The organism is Streptomyces sp., from assembly GCF_019510245.1.
Taxonomy (GTDB): Bacteria; Actinomycetota; Actinomycetes; order Streptomycetales; family Streptomycetaceae; genus Streptomyces.
Window position 1 is genome coordinate 76,449 of sequence record NZ_JAEKKT010000122.1, and the last position, 23,328, is coordinate 99,776.

Consider the following 23,328-nt stretch of genomic DNA (forward strand, 5'->3'; position numbering starts at 1 on the left):
GGAGTTCTCGATGGCTCGTATGACCGCTGCCCGCGCGGCAGTTGAGATCCTCAAGCGCGAGGGCGTCACCGATGCGTTCGGTGTGCCCGGCGCGGCGATCAACCCCTTCTACGCGGCGCTCAAGGCCTCCGGCGGCATCCACCACACCCTCGCCCGCCATGTCGAGGGCGCCTCGCACATGGCCGAGGGCTACACCCGTACCCGCCCCGGCAACATCGGCGTCTGCATCGGCACCTCGGGCCCGGCCGGCACCGACATGATCACCGGCCTCTACTCGGCCACCGGCGACTCCGTGCCGATCCTCTGCATCACCGGCCAGGCCCCGACCGCGGTGATCCACAAGGAGGACTTCCAGGCCGTCGACATCGCCTCGATCGCGCGGCCGGTCACGAAGATGGCGGTCACCGTGCTGGAGGCCGCGCAGGTCCCGGGCGTCTTCCAGCAGGCCTTCCACCTGATGCGCTCCGGCCGTCCGGGCCCGGTCCTGATCGACCTGCCGATCGACGTGCAGCTCACCGAGATCGAGTTCGACCCCGAGACGTACGAACCGCTTACGGTCTACAAGCCCGCCGCCACCCGGGCCCAGATCGAGAAGGCGCTCGGGATGCTGAACGCGTCGCAGCGCCCGCTGATCGTCGCCGGCGGCGGGGTCGTCAACGCGGACGCCGCCGAACTCCTCGTCGAGTTCGCCGAGCTGACCGGTACGCCGGTCGTCCCGACCCTGATGGGGTGGGGCGTCCTGCCCGACGACCACGAGCTGAACGCCGGCATGGTGGGCCTGCAGACCTCGCACCGCTACGGCAACGCGACCTTCCTGGAGTCCGACTTCGTCCTCGGCATCGGCAACCGCTGGGCCAACCGCCACACCGGCAGGCTGGACGTCTACACGGCCGGCCGCACCTTCGTCCACGTGGACGTCGAGCCCACCCAGATCGGCAGGATCTTCGCCCCCGACTACGGCATCGCCTCCGACGCGAAGGCGGCCCTCGAGCTCTTCGTCGAGGCGGCAAGGGAGTTGAAGGCGTCGGGCGGCCTCCCCGACCGCTCGCGGTGGGTGGCCGCGGCGCAGGAGAAGAGGGCGACCCTCCAGCGCCGCACCCACTTCGACGACGTCCCGATCAAGCCGCAGCGCGTCTACGAGGAGATGAACAAGGCGTTCGGCCCGGAGACCCGGTACGTCTCCACGATCGGCCTCTCGCAGATCGCCGGCGCCCAGATGCTGCACGTCTTCAGGCCCCGGCACTGGATCAACTGCGGCCAGGCGGGCCCGCTCGGCTGGACGATCCCGGCCGCGCTCGGCGTGGCCAAGGCCGACCCGGAGGCGTCCGTCGTCGCCCTCTCCGGCGACTACGACTTCCAGTTCATGCTGGAGGAACTCGCGGTCGGCGCGCAGCACAAGATCCCGTACGTCCACGTCCTGGTCAACAACTCCTACCTGGGCCTGATCCGCCAGGCGCAACGGGCGTTCGACATCGACTTCCAGGTCAGGCTGGAGTTCGAGAACATCAACTCGCCCGAGCTGGGCGTCTACGGAGTCGACCACGTGAAGGTCGCCGAGGGCCTCGGCTGCAAGGCGATCCGGGTGACGGACCCGGCGGAGCTGGGCGCGGCCTTCGAGGAGGCCAGGAAGCTGGCCGCCGAGCACCGGGTGCCGGTCGTCGTGGAGGCGATCCTGGAGCGGGTCACCGACATCTCCATGTCGACCACCAACGACATCTCGAACGTCGTCGAGTTCGAGGAGGTCGCGACCGAGCCGGGGCACGCCCCGACGTCGATCAGGACGCTGAAGGTCTGAGCCGGCGAAGACGGGAGCGGGCGGTCCATCCCCGGGATGGACCGCCCGCTCCGCGTCGTAGGTGACTCGGTGCCCGCCGCCCCCGTGCCGGCGGGCACCGTGTGACGTGAATATGCCCCCTGACTGCGGCGGTTGAAGCATGTTGAACGCAGTTCAGAGCTTGATTTGAGGATCGGACGGCCCGTTCGTCCCGTTACATCAGCTTTCGGGATGCTCGCTCAGGCCCGGCCAGTCGTCCGGGCCGCCGCCCTGCCACTCGATGAGGTCGCTCTCCTCGACCTCGATCCGGTCCAGGTCGGCCATGCGCAGGATCTCGATCACGTCGTCGAGGTGGGAGGCGATCCCCAGGGTGACGTCGCCCTCGGTGACCCGCCGGGAGCCGTCCAACGCCGGGGCGTGCACGACGATGTGCGGGAACTCGGTCGGTGGATGTGCAGTCATGCCACAAGGCTCCTGCGGCACGGCCGGGAACGCACGCCGAAGCGCCGGACGCGGGCGGTTCCGCATCCGGCGCTCGGGCCGTGGGGCTCTCCTGGGCTGTGGCCGTCCGACGGCGCGAGGCTGGGCGCGACAGGACGTTCGCGCCGCCGGACGGGGCCCAGGGTGTGGCTGGGACCGCGGCGGGTGCGACGGAGCCGGGGCGTCCTTCCCTCTGGTCGAGAAGAGCGTCCGGTTCCTTCACCACCGCACTGGCTCGCACGCCGTCGCGGTCCTCGCCCCGCCCGCGCGCAGACACCGACCGGCCACCCCTCATCCGGGCCGGTCGGCCGCCGCGGGCCGCCTGTGGGGTCAGTCCTCGCGCAGGGCGCGGACCGCCTCCGCCACGCCCCTGCCGTACTCCCGGTCGGCGGCGTGGAAGTGAGCGAGGTTCTTCTCGATCACGCCGTCGCGGGTGACCTGCGAGAGGCTGCCGGCGATGTTCGCCACCAGCCGCTGCCGCTCCTCCGCGGACACCAGGCGATACCGCCCGCCCGCCTGGAAGAAGTCGTCGTCCTTGGCGTGCTGCGCGGCGATGGAGGCGTGAGAGGTGCCCCCGTCGGAATGCTGGTCGTCGGCGACCGGGGCGCCGGACTCGGTGGTGAGCGCGCGCTTCGACATCGTGGGCCCTCCGTGCGGATGCCAGCGGAAAATCACTTCCGCTTCGCGGAGCCTAGGCAGGGTCGGCTGGGGCGTCAACAGTTTGTTGAGGTGGTTTCCGGGCGGTGCCGGCGCCTGGGCGCGACAGGACAGGTGTCGGCACCGGCACCGCCCGGAAGTCATGGGGGGGCCGGCTCAGACCTGCGCGCCGGACAGGCGCTCCACCGCGCGCAGCAGTGCCGAGTGGTCGAGGCCGCCGTCGCCCTGCGCGCGCAGGGAAGCGACGAGTTGGGCCACCACGGCGCCGACGGGCAGGGCGGCGCCGACGTTGCGGGCCGCGTCCGTGACGATGCCCATGTCCTTGTGGTGCAGGTCGATCCGGAAGCCCGGCCGGAAGTCGCGGCTGAGGAAGTTGTCCTTCTTCCGGGTCAGCACGGTCGAGCCGGCCAGGCCGCCGTTCAGCACGTCCAGCGCGGCCGTCAGGTCCACGCCGGACTTCTCCAGGAAGACCACGGCCTCGGCGCACGCCTGGAGGTTCACGGCGACGATCAGCTGGTTGGCGGCCTTCACGGTCTGGCCGGAGCCGTGCGGACCGCACAGCACGATGGTCCTGCCCAGCGTCTCGAAGATCGGCCTGGCGGTGTCGAAGTCGGCCTGCTCGCCGCCGACCATGATGGACAGCACGGCCTCGACGGCACCGGCCTCACCGCCGGACACGGGCGCGTCGAGCACGCGGATGCCCCGGTCCCGCGCCGCCCTCGCCAGGTCGACGGAGGTCTGCGGGGTGATGGACGACATGTCGATCAGGAGCGCGCCGGACCGCGCGTTGGCGAGGATGCCGTCCGGGCCGTACGCGACGGCCTCGACCTGCGGCGACGCCGGGACCATGGTGATGACCACGTCCGCGTCCCGCACCGCCCCGGCGATGGAGGTGGCCGCGGTGCCGCCGGCGGCCGCCAGCCGGTCCAGCTTGTCCTGCTCCAGCGTGAAGCCGGTGACGTCGTAACCCGCCTTGACCAGGTTCTCGGACATGGGGGAGCCCATGATGCCGAGGCCTATCCAGGCGATCTTGGGGAGTGTGTTGCTCATAGGGGGTGCCTCTCTGGATACGTCAATCACACAGCCCGTCTGGGGGTCCCCCTCTGGGGGAGTTTGAGGACGAGGCCGAAGGAGGAGCGGTGGTCCGGGGGCGGCAGCCCCCGGGGACGGTCACATCAACGGGTGGCGCGTCGGTCCACCGGCAGCCAGTCGAAGGCGTCCGCGCTCGGGCGGTCGCCCGCCTTGTACTCCAGGCCCACCCAGCCGTCGTACCCGGCCTTGCGCAACCCGCCGAGGAGGTCCTCCAGCGGCAGCGACCCCGTGCCCGGGGCGCCGCGGCCCGGGTTGTCGGCGATCTGGACGTGGCCGGTCTTCGCGGCGTACCGCTCGATCACCGACGGCAGGTCCTCGCCGTTCATCGACAGGTGGTAAAGGTCCATCAGGAAGCGGGCGTTGCCGAGTCCCGTGGCCTCGTTGACCCTGTCGACGACCTCGACGGCGGCCGGGGCCGACACCAGCGGGTACCGCGGCGACTCGGGCTCGTTGAGCGCCTCGATCAGCAGGACCGCGCCGATCCGGTCGGCCGCGCGCGCAGCGAGCGCCAGGTTCTCCAGGGCCAGCGCGTCCTGCTCGGCCGGGTCCACGCCGTCGACGCGGTTGCCGTACAGCGCGTTGAGCGCCGTGCAGCCGAGTGACCGGGCGAAGCCGGCCGCCACGTCGATGTTGGCGCGGAACCGCTCCGACTCCGCGCCCGGGACCGACAGGGCGCCCCGGTCGGGTCCGGGCAGCCGGCCGGCGTAGAAGTTCAGGCCCGTCAGCCGGACACCCGCGTCCTCGATCGCCTTCCTCAGCGCGTCGAGCCCGGAGCGCTCGGGGGTGGGGGAGTCGACCCAGGGCCACCACAGCTCGACCGCCGGGAAACCGGCCGCGGCGGCAGCCGCCGGGCGCTCCAGGAGCGGGAGTTCCGTGAAGAGGATCGACAGGTTGACGGTGAAGCGCTGCTCTGCGAATCCCATGGGGGTCGGCGCTCCCTTCCACTGGCTCGTATTCCGTATTACGGAAGTTGTCTTCTGCTTAATGGAAGACTGCCTGTGGTCCCGGAGGGCTGTCAAGAGCGCCCGCGCACATCCCGCGCCCTACCCTGGAGGTGTGGCCCGTTCCAACGACGAGGTCGCCGCGCTGTTCCAGGAGTACGCGGACCTCATCTCGATCACCGGCGGCGACGCCTTCAAGGCGCGTGTCTACGAGAAGGCCGCCCGGTCCGTCGGCGGCCACCACGCCGATGTCGCCACCCTCGACCTCAAGGCCCTCCAGGACATCCCGAACGTCGGGAAGTCGATCGCCCGGAAGGTCCTCGAATACCTCGACAGCGGCAGCGTCTCCGCCGTCGACGAACTGCGCGCGAAGATCCCCGCCGGGGTCCGGCGGCTGACGGCCGTGCCCACCCTCGGTCCGAAGAAGGCGATGGCGGTCTACGAGGAGCTCGGCATCTCCTCCGTCGAGGAACTCGCCGACGCCGTCCACCAGGAGCGGCTGCGCGACCTCAAGGGCTTCGGGCCGAAGACCGAGGAGAACATCCTCCACGGCATCGAACTGCTCCGGTCCGCCGGCGGCCGGGTGCAGCTCGACCTGGCCACGGACCTCGCGGAGGACATCGTCGGTGCCCTGTCCGCGGTGACCGGCTGCGAGCGGTGCGCGTACGCCGGATCACTGCGCCGGATGCGGGAGACGATCGGCGACCTCGACATCCTCGCGGCGGCGAAGGAGTCGGCGCCGCTCATGAAGGCGTTCACCGGGCTGCCGTACGTCACCGAGGTCATCGGGCAGGGCAGGACCAAGACGTCCGTCCGCACCGGCAAGGGCCTCGACGTCGACCTGCGGGTCGTACCGCCGGACTCGTGGGGCGCCGCGCTGCAGTACTTCACCGGCTCCAAGGCCCACAACATCCGCACCCGGGAGATCGCCGTACACCAGAAGCTCAAGCTCTCCGAGTACGGCCTTTTCGACGTCGAGAGCGGCGAGAAGATCGTCTCCGCGACCGAGGAGGAGGTGTACGCCCGGCTCGGCCTGCCCTGGATCCCGCCGCCGCTGCGCGAGGACCGCGGGGAGATCGAGGCCGGGCTGCGCGGCGAGCTGCCCGAGCTGGTCACCGAGGCCGACCTGCGCGGCGACCTGCACACCCACACCGACCTCACCGACGGGCTCGCCCCGCTGGAGGAGATGGCCGAGGCGGCCGCGCGGCGCGGTTACGCCTACTACGCGATCACCGACCACGCGCCCGACATGGCCATGCAGCGCATGACCGACGAGCGGATGCTGGCCCAGCGGGAACGGGTGCGCGAGCTGGACGGCACGTACCCCACCAGGGGCCGGCGCGGCGGGCTGCGGCTGCTGCACGGCACCGAGCTGAACATCGGGCCCGACGGCGGGGTGGACTGGCCGGACGACTTCCTCGCCGGCTTCGACCTGTGCGTGGCGTCGGTGCACTCGCACTTCGGCCAGAGCCGCGAGCAGCTGACCAGGAGGCTCGTCCGGGCCTGCGAGAACCCGCACGTCAACATCATCGGCCACCCCACCACCCGCCTCATCGGCAAGCGGCCCGGCATCGACGCCGACCTCGACGCGGTCTTCGCCGCCTGCGCCCGCACCGGCACGGCCCTGGAGATCAACGCCCACCCGGCCCGCCTCGACCTGCGCGACGAGGACATCCTGCGGGCCCGCCGGCACGGCGTGCGGTTCGCCGTGAACAGCGACGCCCACGCCGTCCCGCACCTCGACACCATGCGGTACGGCATCGGCACCGCCCAGCGCGGCTGGCTCACCGGTGACGACGTGATCAACACCTGGCCCGAGCGGCGGCTGCGGGGCTTCCTGCGCAAGCGACGCGACTGAGCCCGGTCCGCCGTGCTCCGGCGGCTTGGCCGCGCGGCGGGCGGAGGACGGCCATGGTCCGTTAGGGTCGCCTCGTGGCGGCCGGAGTGGGTACGTCGCGGCTTGGTCAGGGACGTGTTCTGGGGGCGCAATGCGATTGAGAGTGGAGTTCACCACCGAGCCCTTCGACCTCGACGAGGCCCCCGCGCACGCGCTGGTCGCCCGTGAGGTCGTCGAGGCGGCCGCGCTGGACGCGGTGGACGTCGGGCCGTTCGGGAACACGGCGGAGGGCGGCTCCGACGCCGTGCTCACCGCGGTGGACGCGCTGCTGCGCAGGGCCCTGGAGGCCGGGGCCACCCGGATCTCGCTCCAGCTCAACGTGGTGGGGGAGGGTGACGGCAAGTGACCGGAAACGGGGACGAACCCTTCATCACCGCCGTGAAGCCGCTGGTCGACGCCATGGGCGGGGAGATGCTCCCGCCCGACGAGGCCGGCGCCGACGACGTCGTGCTCGCCTGGGAGGGTGTCGACGTGGTCGCCGTACGGCTGCCGCAGCTGGCGGACTCCCTCGATCACATCCTGGCCGCCATGGAGCGCAAGCAGGGCAAACCGCTGGCCGACCTGGACCGGAAGGCGAAGCAGGAGGTCGTGCGCATACTTGAGGCGCGAGGCGCCTTCTCCGTACGGCACGGCGTGGAGACCGTGGCGAGCGCGCTCGGGGTGAGCCGCTTCACCGTCTACAACTACCTGAACCGCGAGAAGAGCTGACCCCGCGGGGGGTGCCCCGGGGGGTGACGCGTGGGGCGTGATCGGGGGTTGTTACGCGGAATTTTCAACAAAGTGTTGACGCCGGGTTCCGGAGGGCGTTAGCTGACGGCAGCCCGTTCAGCACGAAGGCCGCACACGGCCACGGAGGCTCCCGTGACGTCGACTTCCACGCCCCCGGGCCTGGCCCGGTTCAACGACCTGGAGGAGGGCGCGGCACTCGCCGTCCTCCGCGAGGCGTGCGCCTCCACGGCATGGGCCCGGCGCCTGCTCGCCGACCGCCCCTACGCCACCCCCGAAGCCCTCTACTCCGCCAGTGACGCCGCCACGGCCGGCCTGGCGGCGGCGGACCTGGCGGAGGCCATGGCCGGGCACCCGCCGATCGGCCGCCCCAGGCCGGGCGACCCCACCTCGGCCCGGGAGCAGTCCGGCATGGCCGGTGCCGCGGACGGCCTCAAGGCGGAGATGCTCGAACTCAACCTCGCCTACCAGGAGAGGTTCGGCCATGTCTTCCTGATCTGCGCCACCGGCCGCACCGGCGAGGAGATGCGGGACGCGGCCAGGGAGCGGATCGGCAACCCGCCGGAGCGGGAGCGGGAGATCGTCCGCACCGAGCTGGGCAGGATCAACCGCATCCGGCTCGCCCGACTCGTCGAAGGGGACGCCTGAGACCATGAGCACCAGCACCACCGCCTCCGTGTCCACGCACATCCTGGACACCAGCGTCGGCCGCCCCGCCGCGGGCGTCGCCGTCCGGCTCGCGGCCCGCCGGGGCGAAGACGCCGGCTGGCAGGCGCTCGGCGGGAGCGCGACCGACGCCGACGGCCGGTGCAAGGACCTTCCGGACCTGCCGGAGGGGACGACACACGTGCGGCTCGACTTCGCCGTCGAGTCGTACTTCGAAGAGCAAACCGCGAAGAAGCAAGCCGATGCGCAGCAGGACGCCCCCGCGAATCGGGACAGCGGACCGGCCGTGTTCTTCCCGGAGGTGGCGATCACCTTCGCCGTCGTACCGGGCGAGCACTACCACGTACCGCTGCTGCTCAACCCGTTCGGCTACTCCGTTTACCGAGGGAGCTAGCTACATGCCTACCATTCTTGGGCAGAACCAGTACGGCAAGGCCGAGAACCGGGTCGTGAAGATCACGCGGGACGGTGCCACCCACCACATCAAGGACCTCAACGTCTCGGTGTCGCTCTCCGGCGACATGGACGAGGTCCACTACTCCGGCTCCAACGCCAACGTCCTGCCGACCGACACCACCAAGAACACGGTGTTCGCGTTCGCCAAGGAGCACGGCATCGAGTCCGCCGAGCAGTTCGGCATCCACCTCGCCCGCCACTTCGTGACCTCGCAGGAGCCGATCCACCGGGCCCGGATCCGCATCGAGGAGTACACGTGGGAGCGGATCGAGCACGCCGGGAAGGGCGCGCACTCCTTCGTCCGCAAGGGCCAGGAGACCCGGCTCGCCCAGATCACCTACGACGGTACGTCGTGGGAGGTCGTCTCCGGTCTGAAGGACCTAGTCGTGATGAACTCGACCGACTCCGAGTTCTGGGGCTACGTCAAGGACAGGTACACGACCCTGCCCGAGGCCTACGACCGCATCCTGGCCACCGAGGTGTCCGGCCGCTGGCGGTTCAACTGGACCGACGACGAGCAGCGGATGCCAGACTGGGAGAGGTCCTACGAGCAGACCAGGAAGCACCTGCTCCAGGCCTTCGCCGAGACGTACTCCCTCTCGCTCCAGCAGACCCTGTACCAGATGGGGTCGCGCGTCATCGACAACCGGGACGAGATCGACGAGATCCGCTTCTCGCTCCCGAACAAGCACCACTTCCTGGTCGACCTGGAGCCCTTCGGCCTCAAGAACGACAATGAGGTCTACTACGCCGCGGACCGGCCCTACGGCCTGATCGAGGCGACCGTCGTCCGGGACGGCTGCGAGCCGCGGATCCCGGTGGACCTCAGCAACCTCTGAACACCCTTTTCGGCACCCTCGGCCGGGGAAGCCGCTTCCCCGGCCGAGGCACTCAAATCCTTCGGGGTTTTGCCGTGCCCTCACCACAGCTCCACTGAGCCAAAAGGACGAAACCATGGCAGCAGACCGTCGCATCGTCATCGAGAACTGTTCGATCGCGACCGTCGACGCCCACGACACCGAGTACGCGAGCGGGTACGTCGTCATCGCCGGCAACCGGATCGAGTCGCTCGGCGCCGGCCGTGCTCCCGAGGGCCTGGAGAACGTCGTACGGCGCATCGACGCCACCGGCCACCTGGTGACCCCCGGCCTGGTCAACACCCACCACCACTACTACCAGTGGATCACCCGGGGCCTGGCCACCGACCACAACCTCTTCAACTGGCTGGTCGCGCTGTATCCGACCTGGGCGCGCATCGACGAGCCGATGGTGTACGCGGCCGCGCAGGGCTCGCTCGCCATGATGGCCCGCGGCGGTGTCACCACCGCGATGGACCACCACTACGTCTACCCGAAGGGCTCCGGCGACCTCTCCGGCGCGGTCATCCGCGCCGCCCGCGAGACGGGCGTCCGCTTCACCCTCGCCCGCGGCTCCATGGACCGCAGCGAGAAGGACGGCGGCCTGCCCCCGGACTTCGCCGTCGAGACCCTCGAAGGAGCCCTCACCGCCACCGAGGCGACCGTCGAGGAGCACCACGACCCCTCCTTCGACGCGATGACCCAGGTGGCCGTGGCCCCCTGCTCGCCGTTCTCCGTCTCCACCGAACTCCTGCGACAGGGAGCGGAGTTGGCCCGTCGGCTCGGAGTGCGCCTGCACACCCACGGCTCGGAGACCGTCGAGGAGGAGCAGTTCTGCAAGGAGCTGTTCGGGATGGGCCCGACCGACTACTTCGAGTCCACCGGCTGGCTCGGCGAGGATGTGTGGATGGCGCACTGCGTCCACATGAACGACTCCGACATCGCCGCGTTCGCCCGCACGAAGACCGGCGTCGCCCACTGCCCGTCCTCGAACGCCCGCCTCGCGGCCGGCATCGCCCGCGTCCCCGACATGCTCGCCGCCGGCGTCCCGGTCGGCCTCGGTGTCGACGGCACCGCGTCCAACGAGTCCGGCGAACTCCACACCGAACTGCGCAACGCACTGCTGATCAACCGCCTCGGCGCGCACCGGGAAGCGGCCCTGAACGCCCGCCAGGCGCTGCGCCTCGGCACCCACGGCGGCGCCCGGGTGCTGGGCCGCGGCGACCAGATCGGCTCCCTCGAACCCGGCAAGCTCGCCGACCTGGTCCTGTGGCGGCTGGACACCCTCGCCCACGCCTCCATCGCCGACCCGGTGACCGCCCTGGTCTTCGGCGCGGCGGCCCCGGTCACCGCCTCCTTCGTGAACGGCCGTCAGATCGTCGAGGACGGCCGGCTGCTGCACGTCGACGAGGACGCGATCGCCCGCGCCACGCGGACCGAGGCCCAGCGGCTCGCGCGGATCGCCGCGCAGTAACTCCGCTCCTGTGCAAGGCACCTGAGCTCCGGTCGGGAGGGACGGCTCCCGGCCGGTGGCCGTGGCCCCGAACGGGGTCCACGGCGGCCCTCTCCCGGGCGCGCGCTGTCCTGCGCGCGCCCGGGAACGGTCACCGTCCTCCTCTCGGGTCCCGCACGGCCCGGACCATCCGCACCACCTCGCTGAAACCCGCGTCAGAGCCGACGTGTCAACCGACCGGAGGCGCCGCCCGTGTCCTGCATCCCGTGCACCCCGTCGACGAGAAACTCCCCGCCCTGAAAATGGCCACCACGGGCCTGCAGCACGTGGCCGCGATGCACGCCGGAGTGGTCGCCCCGTGGGCCCCGCCAGAGGCGGCCGTACCGCTCGCGACACCCCAGTCGATCTCGTGACGCCGGCCGCCTCGGGCCCCGCTCACGACGGCCGCACACGGTCTGCCGGCGGCTGGGCCTGTTCGAGGGAGCCGGAGTCCCGGCTTCAGCCGCGCCGGATCGCCTGGCAGGGGCTGGGCGCGGGAAGCCGTTCGGTGACGTACGAGCGGGGCGGGACGCCCATCAGGGCACGGAAGTCGGTCGTCATGTGCGACTGGTCGAAGTATCCGGTGGCGGCGGCCAGTTCGGACCAGCCGACGCTGCCCGCCCGGGCGGCGACCGTGCGGACGCGGTCGATACGGGCGTAGTGCTTCGGGGAGACTCCGACCCCGTCGGTGAACAGGTTCCGCAACTGGCGCTCGCTCACCGACAGTTCACGGGCAACATCCCGTACCTGCGCGGGTGCCCGGTGCAGCCGCACGGACAGCGCGGCCACGCCCGCCCGCAGCAACGCCGTCCGGTCCGGATCCGTCCGCGCCGACAGCAGCTCGGGCAGCACCTCGGCGATCCGCGGCAGTGCCTCCAGCGGGTCCAGCCACCGCACCTCACGCGCGAACCGGCGCGCCGCCCCGCCCGGCAGCCCCTCCACCGGCGCCACCCGGCCGACCAGCCCGGCGGCCGGCACACCCAGCAGGGGCCGGACGCCACCCGGTGCGAGGACCAGCTCGACGCAGGAGATGTGGGGCTTCCCGCGGTGGTAGGTGGCCCGCACCCGCGGCCCGACCGCCAGCACGTCACGCTGCCCGTCCGCCGTCACCCGCAGCACCACCTTGGTCAGCGCGTCCGGCAGATGGACGAACGTACCCTCCGGGGGCTCGGCGAAGGACATGGTCCGTACCGCGGCGACCCATGGGCGCAGCACGTCGGGGATGGTCGCGATCGGCTCGGCGATGGTCATCGGCACCCTTCCACCGTAAGCGGCTGCGCCGCCGCCCGGGTGGCCCGGCCGTGCCGGAATTTCCAAGAGACCAGCGCCCCGGCCGGCCCACCGTGGACCGCATGATTCTGGTGACGGGTGCCACGGGCACCATCGGAAGTGACGTCGTACGACAGCTGGCGGGGCGCGGCGCGAAGGTGCGCGCCCTCACCCGCGACCCGGCGGGGGCGCGGGTCCCCGCCGGGGTGGAGGTGGTGCGCGGCGACTACACGGACCCCGCGTCCCTGGAAGCCGCCTCTGCCGGTGCGACGGCCGTGTTCCTGCTCCGGCCGCCCGGCCCCGACGAGGGACAGGACGCGGCGCTGGTCGCCGCGGCCCGGTCGGCCGGCGTGGAGCGGCTGGTGAAGCTCTCCGCCATCGCCACCGGTGACGCCGGCTCCGGCCCCTCCGCGCAGTGGCACGTGGCCGGCGAGCGGGCCGTGCGGGACAGCGGGCTCGCGTGGACCGTGCTGCGGCCGTCGTCGTTCGCCTCCAACACGCTGACCTGGCTCGAGGCCCTGCGCGTGGGCGAGCCGGTGCCCAACATGACCGGGGACGGCGCGTCGGGTGTGATCGACCCGCGCGACATCGCCGAGGTGGCGGTACGGGCCCTGCTCGACGCCGGGCACGCGGGGCGCACGTACACCCTCACCGGTCCCGAGGCGATCACCGTCCCCGGTCAGGCCGCCGTGCTCGCCGAGGTCCTGGGCCGCCCGGTGCCCACCCGGGACCTGTCCCCGGAGGAGACCCGCGACTTCCTCCGCACGGCCTGGGGCATGGAGGGGGCCCAGGTGGACGGTGTCCTGACCGGTCTGGCGTTCGTCCGCTCCGGTGGGAACGCGGTGGTCACCGAGGACGTCCGGGAGGTGCTCGGGCGGTCGGGGCGGACCTATCGGGAATGGGCCGAGGACCACAAGGGGGAGTTCGCGGCATCCTGAGAGCCGGCCCCCACCGGCTCGGGCGCGGCGGCCCTGTCCGGCTCAGACGCGCCGGGGCCGCAGCGTGACCGCTGCCAGCGCCAGGGCCGCCGTCGCGATCACCGCGGCCACCCGGAACGCCAGGCGGTAGCCCTCCGCCGTGGCCGGGGCCAGCTCCGCGCCCGCGTGCAGCAGGCCGTCGGTGCGGTTCGCCGCGAGTGTGGACACGACGGCGAGGCCCAGCGAACCGCCCACCACCTGGGTGGTGTTGAAGAGCCCCGAGGCCAGCCCCGCGTCCTCCGCGCGGGCGCCGGCCATGGCGAGGCCGGTGAGCGGGGGCATCGCCGCGGCGAAGCCGGCCGCCATGAGCAGCATCGGGGGCAGCACGTCGGCCGCGTACGACCCCTCTGCGGGCGCCCGGCTCAGCAGGGCCATCCCGACGGTGATGAGGACCAGCCCGGCGAGGAGCACGCGGTACGCGCCGAAACGGCCGGTCATGCGCGCCGAAAGACCCAGCATCAGGACGCCGATCGCGAGCGGTGCCGGCAGGAAGGCGAGACCGGTGTGGAACTCGCCGTAGCCCAGGACGCGTTGCAGGTAGAGCGCGCCGATGAACTGGAAGCCGTACATCGTCGCGACCATGAGGATCTGCACGCCGTTCGCGCCGCTCAGCGCCCGGGAGCGCAGCAGCCGCAGCCGCAGCAGCGGGTGCGCGGCCCGGGCCTGGCGGACGGTGAACGCCACGAGGAGCGCGAGGGCGAGCGCGGCCAGGAGCACGGTGGCGGCCGGGCCCCGGTCGCCGGAGCCGACGATGACGTAGACGGTGAGCATCAGCGCGCCGGTGACCAGGGCGGCCCCCGGACCGTCGGCGCCCCCGCGGAGCCCCGCGCCGGGCTCGCGCGCCAGGATGCGAACCGCGGCCAGCCAGGCCGCCACCCCGATCGGCAGATTGATCAGGAAGATCCAGTGCCAGCTCAGGGCCTGCGTCAGCGCTCCGCCGAGGAAGGTGCCCAGGGTGGCGCCCACCGACCCCACTGCGCTGAACACCGCGATGGCACGGGCCTGTTCGCGCGGTTCGGGGAAGAGCGACACCAGCATGCCCAGCACGACGGCCGAGGTCATCGCGCCGCCCGCGCCCTGCACCGCCCGCGCCGCGATCAGCGCGCCCTGGCCCGTCGCCAGCCCGCACGCCACGGAGGCCGCGGTGAACACGGCGAGCCCGGCCGTGAACATCCGCTTCCGGCCCACCAGATCACCCAGACGGCCGAACAGCAGGAGCAGTCCGCCGAACGGGATCAGATAGGCGTTCACCACCCAGGCCAGGCCCGGACCGCTGAAGTCCAGGTCGCGTTGGACGGCGGGCATCGCCACGGTGACGACGGTGCCGTCCAGGATCGTCATCAGCGCGCCCGCGCACAGGACGGCGAGGGACGCCCGACGCGGGTATGTTCGAGAGGGAGTCACCGGTGCGGCCGGTGTGCCGGTCGTGGTCGACATGGCCTTCTGGCCTCCGCAATCGCCGTAGTTCGCCAGGGACATCAACAGGAACCGATCGTGCGCAAGGTGCACGACTTGTAACGGGGTTCATGGTGAGTGACCATGAGAGGACGGCGTAAGGAGGCAGTTCGATGTCCCAGAGGAACACCGGTGTTACCAGCCAGGTGGTGAACGCGCACGCCTGCCCGGTCCGCGAGGTTCTTGACAGGGTGGCCGGCAAATGGAGCGTGCAGATCCTGGTGGCGGCCTCACACGGGCCCATCCGCTTCACGGAGCTCGAGCGCGGCATCGAGGGCATCAGCCGGCGGATGCTGACCCTCACTCTGCGCAACCTGGAGCGCGACGGCCTGGTGACCCGCACCGTGTATCCGATGGTGCCTCCGCGTGTGGAGTACGAACTCACCCCGGTGGCGATGGAGTTGCACGAGACCTTGCAGCGGCTGACCGACTGGGCGGAGCGCAACCGCCACTACATCGCCCAGGCCCGGGCGGTCTACGACGCCGAGCACCAGCCGGAACTGCTCGACGTGTAGACGGCCGTGCGGACGGCGCGGACCGGGTCAGAACCCGAACAGCTCCGGGGCCGAGGCGAGTTCCTTGAAGATCTCGCGCGGATCGGCGACCAGCTTCCGGGCCTTCAGGTCCAGCAGCCCGCCGACCGCGTCGACCTCGGCGGCCAGCGTGCCGTCCGTCTTGGTCATCTTCTGGAGTATCCGGAACGTCTTGCCGTCGCCCCACTCGAACCCGCAGGTCACATCGACCTCGTCACCGGCGAGCAGCTCCCGCTTGTAACGGATGGTCGTCTCCAGCCCGACCGGCCCCACGCCCCGACCGATCAGCTCGGCCTGCGTGACCCCGGCCGCCTGGAGCAGCGACCAGCGGGCGTGCTCGGCGTAGTTGATGTACACCGCCTGGTTCAGATGGCCCTGCACATCGGTCTCGTAGCCACGGACGGTCACCCGGACGGAATACGGTTCGCTCACGACTTCCCCTTCACGTGTACGACGCACTGATCCTTCGCGGGCATCCTGACACGCCCGTCACACCCGGCGCGGCGATGCCAGCAGATAGCGCGTTCTGGTGCGTGGTTCCGTGTACTCGCCGGTCTGCCAGCCCGCCCGCTCCAGGGTGGCGGCGCACGCCCGCAAGGGCTCGCCCTCCGGTGCGTACACCGCGACCGCCTCCGGCTGCGGGGTCGCCCGCACCCGGTAGCCGGGGGTGTCCGGCCCCTCGGGCGGATGCCCGGCCGCCTCCAGGGCGAGCGCCGCGGCCCGCACCAGATGGGCACGCTCCCAGCCGCACGGCCGGTCGGTGGCGCCGTCGGGATGGGTCATCCGGCGCAGTTCGAGCAGCCCCTGCCAGGCGCTGTGCACCTCTCGGGCCCGGGCCGGCCCGGCCTCGGCCGGCTCCTCGCCGCCGACGCGTGCGGCGAAGACCCCGTCCGGCTCCTCTCGGGCCACCGCCTCGGCCTGCGGGGCCGTCTCCCGTATCCGGTGCCCGGCCGGCGTCAGGAAGTGGTCGTGCGGCGGACGCGGGTGCCGGAAGGCGAGACCGTGCCTCACCAGTGCCGCCAGCTGCGCCTCGGTACCCCGCAGCCGCCCGGTGACCGGGTCCGCGGCGTCCACGATCCGCCGCTGCGCGGCGGTGGGCGGTCGGGTCACGGTGCACACCTCCCCGGTGTCGAGCGCGGTCCTGATCCCTTCTCCGAAGGCTACGACCGGCCACTGACAGCGCGGTCGGGCTGTCCGCCGGGCCGGATGTTCCAGCCCGCGATCACCGGCCGGTCGTGCTCCGTGCCCAGCCGGCACAGCGTCCCGGTGGCCAGCTGGAACAGGGCCCCGCCGGACGGCGGCAGGCCGAGTCGGCGGGCGGTCAGGACGCGCAGGAAGTGCCCGTGGGCGACCAGCAGCACGGCCCCCTCGGTACCGGCGAGGGCCGCCTCGACCTTGGACAGCATCCGGTCGGCCCGCTCCCCGACCTGCTCCGGGCTCTCCCCGGGATGTTCCGCCGGGCCGGGCGCCACCCCGTCCGTGAACAGGAACCAGCCGGGCCGGGTGCGCTGGATCTCCGCGGTGGTGACGCCCTCGTAGCCGCCGTAGTCCCACTCCCGCAGGTCGGCGTCGACCCGGGCGTCGGGCACCCCGATCAGCTCGGCGGTCTCGCGGGCCCGCTGGAGCGGGCTGACGAAGGCCGCACCGATGCGGAGCGAACGGACCAACGGCATCAGCCGGTGCGCCTCGTCCCTGCCGTGCTCGGTGAGCGGCACGTCCGTGCACCCGGTATGCCGTCCGGACCGCGACCACTCGGTCTCACCGTGCCGGACGAGAAAGACATCAGCCATACGTCAGAGGCTAAGAGCCCAGCGCTCCAGTTCGGCGAAGTCACGCGCCCGCAGGCCGTGCCGCGAATCCACCGGAAGGAGCAGTGCGGGCCCTTCGTGGTGCTCGGCGACATGGCGGACGTCGAGGTCGGTGACCATGTCGTCGACCCACACGAAAGGCCGCCCCGCCGCCCACGCCACGACGGTCCGCGTCTTCCAGTACAGGCCGTCGGGATCTCTGGCGAACAGCTCCGGCCACTCGATGACGGGCAGCTCGGGCAGTCCGACGACCGGCCCGATCATCTCGTTGGCCTGGTGCATCCAGGTGGTGGCCCAGGTCAATTCGTACGGCAGCGCGAGCAGCCGGGCCCCGTGCCCCGGATGCAGCCGCACCCGCAGCCCCCGGCGCAGGCGGCGGGAGCCGGGCCGCTGGCGGGCGGACCAGTCGGCGGGGTGCAGCCTGCGGGTCACGTACCCGCGATGGCGCAGGAACCGGGCCCGGAAGGGGTTCAGTGGGCCGTCGACGTCGAGGAGGAGCAGCGGGCGCTGGGTCATGGGGACGACTCTCCCGGGCAGCACCGCGAACTACTGCCGGTATCCGCTCAGAAACCGCCCGATCCGGCCGATCGCCGTCTCCAGGGTCTCCGCGTGGGGGAGGGTGAGGATGCGGAAGTGGTCGGTGGCCGGCCAGTTGAAGCCGGTGCCCTGGACGACCTGGATCTTCTCCTGGAGCAGCAGGTCCAGGACGAACCTCTCGTCGTCGTGGATAGGGTGGACCTTGGGGTCGATGCGGGCGAAGGCGTAGAGGGCGCCCTTCGGCTTGACGCACGAGACGCCGGGGATTTCGTTGAGCTTCTCCCAGGCCACGTTGCGCTGCTCGTACAGCCTGCCGCCGGGAGTGACGAGTTCGCGGATGGACTGGCGGCCGCCGAGCGCGGCCTGGATGGCGTACTGGGCGGGGGCGTTGGCGCACAGCCGCATGGAGGCCAGCATGGTGAGGCCCTCCAGGTAGTCCTTGGCGTGCTGCTTCGGGCCGGTGACGACCAGCCAGCCCGAGCGGAAGCCGGCCACCCGGTACGTCTTGGACAGGCCGCAGAAGGTGAGGACCACCAGGTCGGGGGCGAGGGCAGCGGTGGAGTGGTGGACGGCGTCGTCGTACAGGATCTGGTCGTAGATCTCGTCCGCGAAGACCATCAGGCCGTGCCGGCGGGCCAGGTCGAGGATGCCCTCCAGGATCTCCTTCGGGTACACCGCGCCGGTCGGGTTGTTGGGGTTGATGACGACCACGGCCTTGGTGCGGTCCGTGATCTTCGACTCCATGTCGGCGAGATCCGGGTACCAGTCGGCCTGTTCGTCGCAGAGGTAGTGCACCGCCCTGCCGCCGGCGAGGGTGGTCACCGCCGTCCACAGCGGGAAGTCGGGGGCGGGGATCAGGATCTCGTCGCCGTCCTCGACCAGCGCCTGTACGGCCATGGAGACCAGCTCCGAGACGCCGTTGCCGAGGAACACGTCGTCGACGCCCACCTCCAGGCCCAGCGTCTGGTAGCGCCCGGCCACCGCCCGGCGGGCGGAGAGGATGCCGCGGGAGTCGGTGTAGCCGTGTGCCTGCGGGAGCATCCGGATCATGTCCTGGAGGATCTCCTCCGGCGCCTCGAAGCCGAACACCGCGGGGTTGCCGGTGTTCAGGCGCAGCACGCTGTGGCCCGCCTCCTCCAGCGCGTTGGCGTGCTCGATCACCGGTCCGCGGATCTCGTAACAGACCTCGCTTAGCTTGTTGGACTGCCGGAACTCCATGCGCCCCTCCGGGAACTCGTGTTGCTTGGTTTTACCAAGCAGGAGCTTGGAAAGTCCAACACCTTGTCTAGACTGCGTCGCATGTCACCTCGCCGAAGCTACGACCAGTACTGTTCCGCGGCCCGCGCCCTCGACGCCGTCGGCGACCGCTGGACCCTGCTGATCGTCCGGGAGCTGTTCGCCGGTCCCCGCCGCTACACGGACCTGCACGCGGATCTGCCGGGGGTCAGCACGGACGTCCTCGCCTCCCGGCTGAAGGACATGGAGCGGGACGGGCTCACCACCCGGCGGCGGCTGCCCCCGCCCGGTGCGGCGTATGTCTACGAACTCACGGCCCGGGGGCGGGAGTTGCTGCCGGTACTCCAGGCGCTGGGCAAGTGGGGCGAGCCCGAACTGGGGGAGCGCCGGCCCACCGACGCGGTACGCGCCCACTGGTTCGCACTGCCGCTGCTGCGGGCCCTGGCGGGCGAGGGGCTCGTCGAAGTCCGGCTGGGGGAGGGGGACTTCCACCTGTACGTCGGGGCCGAGGACGGCCCGGTGTACGGCGACGGCCCGGCGCCGGCCGAGCCCGACGCCCGGCTCGTGCTCGACGCCGGGACGGGCACCGCCCTGGCCCGGGGCGAGTTGGGGCTGGCGGAGGCGGTGCGGGCGGGACGGATCACGGTGACGGGGGACGGGGCACTGGCCAAGGAGCTGCGCGAGGCCTGAAACGACGACTGGGCCGCCGCGAACGGGGCCCAGTCACCAGTTTCCGCGCAGGATCAGGCGGCGGGCGGCACCCGCGACGGCCGGCCCGACCCCCGCGTCAGCGCGTACCCCCCGATCCCCGCCAGCGCGGCCAGCACACCGCCGATCCCGGTCCACACCCAGCGGTCGCTCCACCAGCCGGAGGACCAGCCGCCGTCGGGCTCGATGCCGGACAGGACCGCCGGCTTCGCGGTCGAGGAACTGTCGTCGGACGAAGAACTGCCGCTGTCCGAGGCGGACTTGACCGCGATCCCCGGCACCAGCGGCTCGGCCAGCGAACCGTCCACCGCCGCCGAGCCGCCGATGTCCTTGGAGTCCACCTTCACCTCGGCGCTCACCGGCTGACCGAGGTCGGCCGAGGTCAGGTCCACCACCGTCAGCCGGATGTAGTACGTGCCGGGCAGCGGATCGTCGGCCCACGGCTCCGACCAGGCGCGCACGGTACGCATCACGCAGGCCAGCTCCACCGACGTGGCGCCCTGCGCGGCCGTGCGGGTCTGCGCGCCGTACTGGCAGGCCTGCCGGCGCCGCAGACCGTCGTACACGTCGAGCTGCCAGGTCTGCCCGGCGTGCGCGGCGGGCAGCTTCACCGTCGCCTTGACGTCCGGGCGCTGGCCGGCGTCGGCCGGGAACGACCAGTACAGGTAGTCGCCGGTGGAACCGCTGGCCGTCGCCTGCTGCCCCTGGTCGATCTCGGCCGCCGTACGGAAGGACGTGCCCGCCTGGGTGGGCGCGCCGCTGTCCTCCGAGGCGCTGGGGGAGGGGGAGGAATCCGCGACCGCCGGACCGGCCGCCAGGCCCACCGCCAGCAGCGCGGCGCTCAACACACGTGTGATCGACATCAGTTGGTCCTCCAGACCGCGACCCGCCAGCGCGACACCCAGCCCCACACCAGACCCGCGAGGAAGCCGGTCAGCACGAGTGCGCCGAGCAGCCACCAGCCGCGGCCGAGACCGAAGGAGGCGACGTCGCTCGCCTTCGACGGCCCGTCCACCACGTCGACCGTCAGCTCGACCGGCAGGCCGGGGCTGGTCTTCACCCCGGCCGCGGCCGAGAAGGAGTTGGTCACCTGGAGACAGACGGTCTCCGGCGTGGTGTCCCCGTCGTCGTCGCTCTCGGCCTTCGGGTACCGCAGCCCGGTCGAGATGACGTCCGTGCGCCCGAGGCCCGACGCCTCGCCGCGCACTATCTCCCGCCCGTGCACGGTCACCGCCCGCAGCAGCACACCGTAGTCGGCGTTGACGGCCCGGTCGGCCGCGACGCTCACCGAAGCGCGCAGCTCCTGGCCGGGGTTGACGTCGACCTTGTACCAGCGCTGCTGCCCGAACTCCTCACGGTCGGTGTACAGCCCCGACTTCAGCGCGGGCGCCGACGAGCACTGGTCCGTGCCCTCGGTCGCCACCGGCGTGACCACCGGGTCCGCCGCCCGGTCCACCAGCTGGCCGACCCGGTCGGTCAGTTCCTCCTTGTGCTGCACGGAGGTGTACGTGCCGCCGGTCGCGTCCGCGATGCAGCTGAGCTGGTCGCGGGTCTTCGCGTCCGGCACCAGGCCGAGCGTGTCGATGGTCAGCCCGACGCCCTTGGCGGCGATCTCGCGGGCCACCTCGCACGGGTCCAGCGGCTGGCAGGTGTCCTCGCCGTCGCTGATCAGGACGATACGGCGGGTCCCGTCACCGCCCTGGAGGTCGTCGGCCGCCTTGAGCAGCGCGGGGCCGATCGGGGTCCAGCCGGTCGGCGAGAGCGTGGCGACGGCGGTCTTCGCCTCGGTGCGGTCCAGTGTGCCGACCGGGTACAGCTGCGCGGTGTCCTTGCAGCCCTCCTTGCGGTCGTTGCCGCGGTAGTTGGCGCCCAGCGTGCGGATGCCGAGCTGGACCCCCTCGGGCGTCGCGTCCAGCACCTCGTTGAACGCCTGCTTGGCCGCGGCCATGCGCGTCCCGCCGTCGATGTCCGCAGTCCGCATGGAACCGCTGACGTCCAGCACGAGCTCCACCTTGGGAGCGGCCTGTTCGGTCTCGTCGGCGACCGCATGGCCGGGGAACGCGATCCCGGCCGCCAGGGCGGCGAGCAGAGCACAGACTCCTGCCGCCGGCCGATGTGTTCTGATCATCGGCGGATCCTATTGATCAAAGGCGCCGGGCTCCAAAACGAGGTCCGCACCGGCGAACGAGAGTGACCGGCAGGTCAACGCAGGGCGGCGAGCGGGTTCGGCAGAGCCGTCCACTGGTCGCCGGGTACCTCCGGGGAGAGCCGCATCAGGGTCAACGCCTTGGTGGGCAGCGGGCCTTCGAGGAGCGCCGTCAGGTCGGGGGTGGCGGGCAGGTGCCGTGCGGCCGCCTCCAGGGCCGTCGCCAGGGCCGGTCCCGAACCCGCCGTGCCCGCGAGGGCGCCCGCGACGAGGGAGCCGAACAGCTTGCGGCGCAGGGTCGTCTCGTCGTCCGTGACCAGGCGGCCCGTCAGGTCGGGCGGGGTGATGCCGTGCCGGCGGAGCCGGGCGGGACTGAGGCGGACGTCGGCCAGGTCGCGGTAGACCAGGCGGAGCGGGGCACCGGTCTCCGAGAGCACGACCAGGAGGTTCTGGCCGTGCGCCTCCAGGGCCACGCCCAGATCCAGCAGCCGCAGCCCCACCGTCAGCGCCAGCCGGGTGAACCCGGCGAGCCAGGACGGCGATTCGGGGAGCGCGGTGGTGGCCAGGGCCGCCACCGGCAGGACGCGCTCGCCCGGCGCCGCGTACGTCTGCGGCGACTCGCGCAGCAGCGCCGCCAGGTCGGGGGAGCCTGCGGTCACCGCGCCCGGCGTGCGGGTGACGTGCAGGAGCCCGTCCGTGCGGTCCGCCAGGTCCGCGGCGAACGACGACAACGTCACCGCCGCGCCGACCGAGTACGCCGAGATGTCCCGCACGGACGAGGTCAGCCGGGCACTGAGCGCGGTCTTGACATGTGTGCCGTCGCCAACGGCGAGCGTGCGCAGGGACATCAGCGGGTGCGCGTCCCGCCAGGGCCCGGCGGAGCCGCTCTTGAGGACGTGGGCGCGCTGCCAGGGGTGCACGGGAATGAGCAGCCGGTCACCGTCGCGGAGTTCGTCCGGCCAGTCGCCGGTCAGCAGGCAGTCCCCGGCCGCGACCGGGACCGTCTCCAGCCGTACGACCGGCCGGTGCTCCGGCCCGTACGCGAGCTGCTCCGCCACCGAGAAACCGGGCCGGGAACGGCAGTTGGGATGGAAGGGATGCCCGTCGACGACCCGCTGCTCCCACTCCCAGTCGTTCCCCGGGCCGCCGGCCGGAAGGACCCCCGTCGACCGCTCCTCCGGGTCCTTGCGGGGAAACCCGCTGTTCGCTCGCGAGAGCGCCAGCGACGCGACGCTGTGCCCGAGTTCGGCGGCGAACCCCGCCGAGTGCGGCCACCCGAGGTCCGTCGTCAACCGGGCCGGATCGTCGTACACCTCGCCGTCCAGGCGCACGGCGGTCACGTAGGCGTCGGTGGCGTACGGATCCGCCCGTGGTCCGTGCAGCGCCCGCCCGTCGGCCAGCCACAGGGCGAGGCTGCGCGCCCCGCGCACCCGGCGCGCCACCCACGGCAGCGGCTCGTGCGCCAGCCCTCGCCACAGCCGGGTCAGCACCGCCGCCCGCGCACCGGGCAGCTCGGCCGCGTACCGATCGACGAGGTCGGGCCGCGTCTCGGCCAGCTCCGCGGCGAGCCGGGTCTCGATGGGGGAGGGACGGTGCACGGGAGGGCTCCTCGGGGACGGGT

25 protein-coding genes and 1 pseudogene are annotated in these 23,328 nt (G+C 72.1%); 12 read left to right on the forward strand and 14 right to left on the reverse strand.

Annotated elements, in window-relative coordinates; genetic code table 11:
* Positions 1-10: 10 nt before the first annotated feature.
* Entirely contained in the window at positions 11-1,795 is a 1,785-nt protein-coding gene (gene gcl / locus JF597_RS12235) for a glyoxylate carboligase (RefSeq protein WP_293993014.1), read from the forward strand.
* 198 nt (positions 1,796-1,993) lie between these two features.
* Here the strand turns inward: gcl and JF597_RS12240 are convergent, their stop codons facing one another.
* The 4 genes and pseudogenes from JF597_RS12240 to JF597_RS12255 form a co-directional block, all read right to left on the reverse strand.
* Positions 1,994-2,236, reverse strand: coding sequence for a hypothetical protein (locus tag JF597_RS12240; RefSeq protein ID WP_217548210.1), 243 nt, complete (start codon positions 2,234-2,236; stop codon positions 1,994-1,996).
* A gap of 348 nt (positions 2,237-2,584) precedes the next feature.
* Positions 2,585-2,797 (reverse strand): annotated as a pseudogene (locus tag JF597_RS12245) (catalase-related domain-containing protein); the annotation flags it as partial.
* A gap of 270 nt (positions 2,798-3,067) precedes the next feature.
* Positions 3,068-3,961 carry a 2-hydroxy-3-oxopropionate reductase gene (locus tag JF597_RS12250; protein WP_293993017.1) on the reverse strand — a complete coding sequence of 298 codons (894 nt, stop codon included), beginning with the start codon at positions 3,959-3,961 and terminating at the stop codon, positions 3,068-3,070.
* A gap of 125 nt (positions 3,962-4,086) precedes the next feature.
* A complete protein-coding gene (locus tag JF597_RS12255) occupies positions 4,087-4,926 on the reverse strand; it encodes a TIM barrel protein (protein ID WP_293993020.1) in 840 nt (279 codons plus the stop codon).
* Between the two features lie 133 nt (positions 4,927-5,059).
* On the opposite strand from JF597_RS12255, the gene polX reads away from it, so the two are divergent.
* The 8 genes from polX (at position 5,060) to JF597_RS12295 (ending at position 11,412) form a co-directional block, all read left to right on the forward strand.
* Positions 5,060-6,802, forward strand: coding sequence for a DNA polymerase/3'-5' exonuclease PolX (polX, locus tag JF597_RS12260; protein ID WP_293993022.1), 1,743 nt, complete (start codon positions 5,060-5,062; stop codon positions 6,800-6,802).
* A gap of 130 nt (positions 6,803-6,932) precedes the next feature.
* On the forward strand, positions 6,933-7,187 hold the full coding sequence (locus JF597_RS12265) for a hypothetical protein (protein WP_293993025.1): 255 nt from the start codon (positions 6,933-6,935) through the stop codon (positions 7,185-7,187).
* Complete coding sequence (locus JF597_RS12270) at positions 7,184-7,549, forward strand: helix-turn-helix domain-containing protein (RefSeq protein ID WP_293993028.1); 366 nt, start codon at positions 7,184-7,186, stop codon at positions 7,547-7,549. Before JF597_RS12265 ends, JF597_RS12270 begins: the two co-directional genes overlap by 4 nt.
* Positions 7,550-7,702: 153 nt before the next feature.
* Positions 7,703-8,215, forward strand: a complete 513-nt coding sequence (gene uraD / locus JF597_RS12275) for a 2-oxo-4-hydroxy-4-carboxy-5-ureidoimidazoline decarboxylase (protein WP_293993031.1) — start codon at positions 7,703-7,705, stop codon at positions 8,213-8,215.
* Positions 8,216-8,219: 4 nt separating this feature from the next.
* A complete protein-coding gene (gene uraH / locus JF597_RS12280; protein ID WP_293993034.1) occupies positions 8,220-8,627 on the forward strand; it encodes a hydroxyisourate hydrolase in 408 nt (135 codons plus the stop codon).
* A gap of 4 nt (positions 8,628-8,631) precedes the next feature.
* Positions 8,632-9,528 (forward strand): factor-independent urate hydroxylase, encoded by an 897-nt coding sequence (gene pucL, locus JF597_RS12285; RefSeq protein ID WP_293993037.1) that lies wholly within the window; start codon positions 8,632-8,634, stop codon positions 9,526-9,528.
* Between the two features lie 115 nt (positions 9,529-9,643).
* Positions 9,644-11,020, forward strand: a complete 1,377-nt coding sequence (locus tag JF597_RS12290) for an 8-oxoguanine deaminase (RefSeq protein WP_293993040.1) — start codon at positions 9,644-9,646, stop codon at positions 11,018-11,020.
* Positions 11,021-11,265: 245 nt separating this feature from the next.
* Positions 11,266-11,412 (forward strand): hypothetical protein, encoded by a 147-nt coding sequence (locus tag JF597_RS12295; protein ID WP_293993109.1) that lies wholly within the window; start codon positions 11,266-11,268, stop codon positions 11,410-11,412.
* Between the two features lie 85 nt (positions 11,413-11,497).
* On the opposite strand, the gene JF597_RS12300 is transcribed toward JF597_RS12295, so the two are convergent.
* Positions 11,498-12,289 carry a helix-turn-helix domain-containing protein gene (locus JF597_RS12300; protein ID WP_293993106.1) on the reverse strand — a complete coding sequence of 264 codons (792 nt, stop codon included), beginning with the start codon at positions 12,287-12,289 and terminating at the stop codon, positions 11,498-11,500.
* A gap of 92 nt (positions 12,290-12,381) precedes the next feature.
* Here JF597_RS12300 and JF597_RS12305 point away from each other — a divergent pair, with 92 nt between their 5' ends.
* Positions 12,382-13,245 (forward strand): NAD(P)H-binding protein, encoded by an 864-nt coding sequence (locus JF597_RS12305; protein ID WP_293993042.1) that lies wholly within the window; start codon positions 12,382-12,384, stop codon positions 13,243-13,245.
* 42 nt (positions 13,246-13,287) lie between these two features.
* On the opposite strand, the gene JF597_RS12310 is transcribed toward JF597_RS12305, so the two are convergent.
* Positions 13,288-14,721, reverse strand: a complete 1,434-nt coding sequence (locus tag JF597_RS12310) for an MFS transporter (protein WP_293993045.1) — start codon at positions 14,719-14,721, stop codon at positions 13,288-13,290.
* Between the two features lie 131 nt (positions 14,722-14,852).
* Between JF597_RS12310 and JF597_RS12315 the strand changes: the two genes are divergently transcribed.
* Positions 14,853-15,254 (forward strand): helix-turn-helix domain-containing protein, encoded by a 402-nt coding sequence (locus JF597_RS12315; protein ID WP_293993047.1) that lies wholly within the window; start codon positions 14,853-14,855, stop codon positions 15,252-15,254.
* Between the two features lie 27 nt (positions 15,255-15,281).
* On the opposite strand, the gene JF597_RS12320 is transcribed toward JF597_RS12315, so the two are convergent.
* Genes JF597_RS12320 through JF597_RS12340 form a run of 5 tightly spaced genes read right to left on the reverse strand, consistent with a single transcriptional unit; the run spans position 15,282 to position 18,835 of the window.
* Positions 15,282-15,704 carry an acyl-CoA thioesterase gene (locus tag JF597_RS12320; RefSeq protein WP_293993050.1) on the reverse strand — a complete coding sequence of 141 codons (423 nt, stop codon included), beginning with the start codon at positions 15,702-15,704 and terminating at the stop codon, positions 15,282-15,284.
* A 57-nt stretch (positions 15,705-15,761) separates the two neighbouring features.
* Positions 15,762-16,382 (reverse strand): hypothetical protein, encoded by a 621-nt coding sequence (locus tag JF597_RS12325; RefSeq protein WP_293993052.1) that lies wholly within the window; start codon positions 16,380-16,382, stop codon positions 15,762-15,764.
* A 50-nt stretch (positions 16,383-16,432) separates the two neighbouring features.
* Positions 16,433-17,062: a histidine phosphatase family protein gene (locus JF597_RS12330; protein ID WP_293993054.1), complete on the reverse strand. Its 630-nt coding sequence runs from the start codon at positions 17,060-17,062 to the stop codon at positions 16,433-16,435.
* 3 nt (positions 17,063-17,065) lie between these two features.
* Positions 17,066-17,596 carry a hypothetical protein gene (locus JF597_RS12335; protein ID WP_293993056.1) on the reverse strand — a complete coding sequence of 177 codons (531 nt, stop codon included), beginning with the start codon at positions 17,594-17,596 and terminating at the stop codon, positions 17,066-17,068.
* Positions 17,597-17,626: 30 nt separating this feature from the next.
* On the reverse strand, positions 17,627-18,835 hold the full coding sequence (locus JF597_RS12340; protein ID WP_293993058.1) for a pyridoxal phosphate-dependent aminotransferase: 1,209 nt from the start codon (positions 18,833-18,835) through the stop codon (positions 17,627-17,629).
* An 81-nt stretch (positions 18,836-18,916) separates the two neighbouring features.
* Between JF597_RS12340 and JF597_RS12345 the strand changes: the two genes are divergently transcribed.
* Positions 18,917-19,543 carry a winged helix-turn-helix transcriptional regulator gene (locus tag JF597_RS12345; protein WP_293993061.1) on the forward strand — a complete coding sequence of 209 codons (627 nt, stop codon included), beginning with the start codon at positions 18,917-18,919 and terminating at the stop codon, positions 19,541-19,543.
* A 53-nt stretch (positions 19,544-19,596) separates the two neighbouring features.
* On the opposite strand, the gene JF597_RS12350 is transcribed toward JF597_RS12345, so the two are convergent.
* From JF597_RS12350 to JF597_RS12360, 3 genes are all read right to left on the reverse strand, one after another.
* A complete protein-coding gene (locus JF597_RS12350; protein WP_293993064.1) occupies positions 19,597-20,424 on the reverse strand; it encodes a hypothetical protein in 828 nt (275 codons plus the stop codon).
* Positions 20,424-21,689 (reverse strand): VWA domain-containing protein, encoded by a 1,266-nt coding sequence (locus JF597_RS12355; protein ID WP_293993066.1) that lies wholly within the window; start codon positions 21,687-21,689, stop codon positions 20,424-20,426. Before JF597_RS12355 ends, JF597_RS12350 begins: the two co-directional genes overlap by 1 nt.
* A gap of 74 nt (positions 21,690-21,763) precedes the next feature.
* Complete coding sequence (locus tag JF597_RS12360) at positions 21,764-23,305, reverse strand: IucA/IucC family siderophore biosynthesis protein (RefSeq protein ID WP_293993067.1); 1,542 nt, start codon at positions 23,303-23,305, stop codon at positions 21,764-21,766.
* Between the last annotated feature and the right edge of the window lie 23 nt (positions 23,306-23,328).

Excerpts from the sequence above, each read along its gene's own strand:
- JF597_RS12310 (WP_293993045.1), bottom strand. The coding sequence starts at position 14,721 with ATGTCGACCACGACCGGCACACCGGCCGCACCGGTGACTCCCTCTCGA.
- JF597_RS12250 (WP_293993017.1), bottom strand. The coding sequence starts at position 3,961 with ATGAGCAACACACTCCCCAAGATCGCCTGGATAGGCCTCGGCATCATG.
- gcl (WP_293993014.1), top strand. The coding sequence starts at position 11 with ATGGCTCGTATGACCGCTGCCCGCGCGGCAGTTGAGATCCTCAAGCGC.
- JF597_RS12315 (WP_293993047.1), top strand. The coding sequence starts at position 14,853 with ATGTCCCAGAGGAACACCGGTGTTACCAGCCAGGTGGTGAACGCGCAC.
- JF597_RS12255 (WP_293993020.1), bottom strand. The coding sequence starts at position 4,926 with ATGGGATTCGCAGAGCAGCGCTTCACCGTCAACCTGTCGATCCTCTTC.
- JF597_RS12355 (WP_293993066.1), bottom strand. The coding sequence starts at position 21,689 with ATGATCAGAACACATCGGCCGGCGGCAGGAGTCTGTGCTCTGCTCGCC.
- JF597_RS12335 (WP_293993056.1), bottom strand. The coding sequence starts at position 17,596 with ATGACCCAGCGCCCGCTGCTCCTCCTCGACGTCGACGGCCCACTGAAC.
- uraH (WP_293993034.1), top strand. The coding sequence starts at position 8,220 with ATGAGCACCAGCACCACCGCCTCCGTGTCCACGCACATCCTGGACACC.
- JF597_RS12290 (WP_293993040.1), top strand. The coding sequence starts at position 9,644 with ATGGCAGCAGACCGTCGCATCGTCATCGAGAACTGTTCGATCGCGACC.
- JF597_RS12350 (WP_293993064.1), bottom strand. The coding sequence starts at position 20,424 with ATGTCGATCACACGTGTGTTGAGCGCCGCGCTGCTGGCGGTGGGCCTG.
- JF597_RS12330 (WP_293993054.1), bottom strand. The coding sequence starts at position 17,062 with ATGGCTGATGTCTTTCTCGTCCGGCACGGTGAGACCGAGTGGTCGCGG.
- JF597_RS12240 (WP_217548210.1), bottom strand. The coding sequence starts at position 2,236 with ATGACTGCACATCCACCGACCGAGTTCCCGCACATCGTCGTGCACGCC.
- JF597_RS12265 (WP_293993025.1), top strand. The coding sequence starts at position 6,933 with ATGCGATTGAGAGTGGAGTTCACCACCGAGCCCTTCGACCTCGACGAG.
- JF597_RS12340 (WP_293993058.1), bottom strand. The coding sequence starts at position 18,835 with ATGGAGTTCCGGCAGTCCAACAAGCTAAGCGAGGTCTGTTACGAGATC.
- JF597_RS12300 (WP_293993106.1), bottom strand. The coding sequence starts at position 12,289 with ATGACCATCGCCGAGCCGATCGCGACCATCCCCGACGTGCTGCGCCCA.
- JF597_RS12345 (WP_293993061.1), top strand. The coding sequence starts at position 18,917 with ATGTCACCTCGCCGAAGCTACGACCAGTACTGTTCCGCGGCCCGCGCC.
- pucL (WP_293993037.1), top strand. The coding sequence starts at position 8,632 with ATGCCTACCATTCTTGGGCAGAACCAGTACGGCAAGGCCGAGAACCGG.